The following is a 3,679-nucleotide window of genomic DNA, read 5'->3' on the forward strand; positions in this document are numbered from 1 at the left end:
GTTCGTCACCAGGTCCGTGATCGGGTCGTGGGTGCGGGAGATGAAGCCCCCGAGCGTCGCCAGCTGACCCGGCCCCTCTTGGAGCAGATGCCGCAATTCGGCGTCGGCGGCGGAGAACTGCTGGAACAGGGCGCTACCCGCGTTGGTGAGGGTGCCGAGGTCGGGTTGCGCGTGCGCGGTCGTCGCGGCGATGACTTCCAGATTGCGCAGCAGCTGCTCGGTCTGCGGAAGCAGATCGGTGAGCCCCGCCATCGCACGACTGATCCCGGAGATCATGTTGCGCAAGCCGTCCGGTCCGCCCGCGAGCGCTTTGTCGAGTTCGTTGACGATGACATTGAGGCGGTCGGGGTTCAATCCGCCGACCAGGCCCGTCATGTTCGCCAGAACCGACTGCACCTGCACGGGCACGGCGGTGTCCGCCCGGGCGATGACGGAGCCGTCGCGCAGAAAGGGTCCGGTGTCGGTATCGGGGCGGAAATCCAGGTACTGCTCGCCCGCGGCCGACAATCGGGCGACGGCGACTGTGCCGCCGACCGGAATCCGGGTGCCCTCCTCGATCTCGGCTACCGCCGCGACCCCATCGCCGGCGACCCGCACGTCATCGACCCGGCCGACCCGAACGCCACGGAATGTCACGTCGCTGCCCGCGGTGAGCCCACCCGAGATGGCCAGTTCGACGGTGACAACGTAGCGCGAACTCGTCGGGTCGATCCGTAGCACGGCGCCGCCCAGGTAGAGGCTGCCCAGCACCAGGACGACGACCAGGCCGGCATTGGCTACCGCGATGCGACGGCGAACCAGCCACTCCCACAACGGTGAATTCATCGGGGCCCCTCGTGGGTCGGCTGCTGCGGTGTGCTGGTGAGGCGGCCGGTCACCTTGGCGATCACGTCGGTGATGCTGCCGAGGAACGCCGGCACATCGGTGCCGTCGGGCCAGCGGCTGCCGGCCGGATCGGTGATCGCACCGATATCGAGGTAGGACAGGATCGCTCCGACCGCCAGGGTCGGCCCCTGCATGCTGTCCATCACCGAGGGATAGACGCTGTGGAAGCCCTCGAGCGTGCCGGTCAGGTCATCGCCCATCTGCGCGAACCCGGACATCAGATTCTGGATGCTCTGGAACAGGCTGACGAACTGCGGCCCGTTCGTGGCGCTGAAGTCGCCGAGGGCGTCCATCGTCACGGCCACCCTGTTGATCAGCTCGACGATGGCCTGGTTGTTCTCGGCGAACAGTCCGATCAATTGCGGGAAGCTGTCGGCCGCGGCGCCGAGTTCGGCTTTGCGCCGCGCCAATTCGCCGGTCAGTACCGACAACCCGGCGAGTGTCGCGTCGAGGTCGCCGGTGCGTGCGTTGAGCGCGCTGATGACCGAGGTCATCTCCCCGATCAGGTGCTGCAATTGGGGCGCCTTGCCCGCGAAGATGGAATTGAGCTCGGAGGTGACCTTGGCCGCCTGATTGAGTCCGCCGCCGTTGATCAGCATCGACACCGACATCATCAACTGCTCGACCGAGGCGGCCGATGCGGTGTGCTCGGCGCCGATGGTCGCGCCCGCACGCAGCGGTGGCCCGGCGGCCTCGGCACTGGGCAGGGTCATGGCGACGAAGATGTCACCGAGGGGTGTCGCCTGGCGCAGCTCCACGGTGGTGCCCTGCGGCAGCTGGATGTCGGTGCGGATCAGCATCTCGACATCGGCGAGGAACGCGGTCGTCGAAATTCCGGTGACGACACCGATATCGGTGCCGCCGATCTTGACGTGGGCGCGATCGGGCAGATTGAGCGCGTCGCGGAATGTGGCGTGCAGGGTATAGCCGGGCCCGCCGATGCCCGGTTCGGGCATCGGCAGTTCGGCCACGGTCATCGAGCAGCCGCTGCTCGATGCGGCCACGGCGGCGGCGCAGAAGGCCGCGGCCAACGTGGTGCGCAGAGTCATTTCGTCAGTCCCAACAGCGCGGCGGTCAGCCCGAAGTCCGGGCCCATATCGGAAATCTTGCCGGTGCGGCAACCGTCCAGCCGCATCTGCACGCGCTCGCAGAACAGCGAGACCTCCTCGCTGTCGAGCACGATCTTGTCGAGCAGACCGTGCAGGCGCAGCGCCTGGTGTTCCCGGCTGATCGCATTGTCGAAGTTCTGGAACATCAGCGGACCGACGTCGATGATCTCGGTCAGATTGCGGGCATTGGCCCGCATCTGGGCGGCGATCGCGACGAACTTGGTGAGCGCGCCCGCGAGCTGATCCTGATTCTGGCCAACCACCGAGGAGGTATTGGTGATGAAGTCGTCGAGCTGGGTCAGCACCGCCTGCAGACCGGGGGACTGCTGCCCGAACAACGCGACCAATTCGGTGATGCGACCGCTGAAATCGCGGACGGTCTGATCGTTGTCGGCGACGATCTGGGTGATCTCACCGAGTTCGATGATGGTGTTGGCGATCTGATCCTTGTTGGCGAAAGTCAGCTCGAAGGCCGCCGACAGTTGGTCGAGCGTTTCGCGCAGCCGGTCGCCGTTGCCGTCGAGCAGTGGGAAGAGCACCCGGCTCGCCATGGGCCCGCTCTGGCTGTCGCCCTTGAGCGCCTCGCCCAGCTGATCGAAGTTGGCCAGGATCCGGTCCAGCTCGACCGGTGTCCTGGTGCGCTCCAGCGGAAGATGCGCGCCGTCGGCCAGCTCGGGTCCTGAGCCGGTATAGGCCGGAGCGAGCTCGACATGGCGGTTGGTGATCAGCTGCGGCGACACCAGCGCCGCCATCGCTTCGGCGGGAATGCGCACGTCGCGGTCGACCGACATCACCACCTCGACGTAGCTGCCGCGTGGTGTCACCGAATCGACGACTCCGACCGGCACCCCGAGTACCGAGACCTCGTTGCCCGCATACAGTCCGGCCACGTTCTCGAAGTCGGCGCTGATGCGTTTCTGCTCGCCGAGCACCTGGTTACCCAGTCCGGTCAGGCTGTCGGGCAGCAGGGCGCAGCCCGAGGCGAGGGTCGCGGCCAAGCAGAGCGCCGCCAGCTTGCTCGTGCGTTCGGTCCTCATCAGTTGCACCCCTGTACGGCCTGTGCGAAGCACAGCCAGTTGTCCGGAAGGATCCACGGTGCCCAGATCTCGCCGTAGGGACCGTTGCCGAGCAGATTGTTGAACTGGCGCAACGTGACCGGGGCGTACTCGTAGATCCGGTCCAGGTTCTCCTTGTTCTTGGTCAGGCCGTCGGCCATCGTGTTGAGGTTGGCGATCAGCGGTCCGAGTTCACCGTTGTTCTCGATGCCCATGTCCTGCAGCAGCCTCGACATGTCGGCGACGTTGTCGAGCAGCTGGGTGAGCAGGGTCTGACGCTTCTGCACCGCCGCCCCGATCGCTTCACCCCTGGTGAGCAGCACCAACACACTGTTGCGGTTGTCCGAGACCAGTTGCGAGACCTGATCCATGCTCTTCAGCAGTGTGTCGACCTCGTCACGCCTGCTGTTGATGACCTGGGCGAGTGAGCCGATGCTGTCGAGGGCCTGCACCGCCATGGCGGGTGAATCGCCCAGCTGGGCGCTGAACACATCGAGCGCGGTGCGCAGTTTGTTCGGGTCGATCCGTTCGATCCGCTCGAACGAGGAGGTGTATTTCGGGTCCTGGATAACCTTGCTCAGGTTGTACGGCACCTCGGTGCTGTCGAGCCGGATCCGGTTGTCGGGGAGC

At 66.0% G+C, this 3,679-nt stretch carries 4 protein-coding genes; all 4 read right to left on the minus strand.

Annotation, left to right across the window (positions count from 1 at the left end; genetic code table 11):
• On the minus strand, positions 1-825 hold an 825-nt coding region (locus ACFWF3_RS28035), incomplete at its 3' end, for an MCE family protein (RefSeq protein WP_379316436.1).
• Positions 822-1,934 (minus strand): MCE family protein, encoded by a 1,113-nt coding sequence (locus ACFWF3_RS28040; RefSeq protein WP_379316438.1) that lies wholly within the window; start codon positions 1,932-1,934, stop codon positions 822-824. The genes ACFWF3_RS28035 and ACFWF3_RS28040, both read right to left, overlap by 4 nt.
• Entirely contained in the window at positions 1,931-3,031 is a 1,101-nt protein-coding gene (locus ACFWF3_RS28045; RefSeq protein WP_379316440.1) for an MCE family protein, read from the minus strand. Before ACFWF3_RS28045 ends, ACFWF3_RS28040 begins: the two co-directional genes overlap by 4 nt.
• Positions 3,031-3,679, minus strand: a 649-nt coding sequence (locus ACFWF3_RS28050; protein WP_379316442.1) for an MCE family protein, incomplete at its 5' end; no start/stop codon positions are given. The genes ACFWF3_RS28045 and ACFWF3_RS28050, both read right to left, overlap by 1 nt.

The sequence above is a fragment of the Nocardia sp. NPDC060220 genome, assembly GCF_042727815.1.
In the GTDB taxonomy this organism is placed as follows: domain Bacteria; phylum Actinomycetota; class Actinomycetes; order Mycobacteriales; family Mycobacteriaceae; genus Nocardia.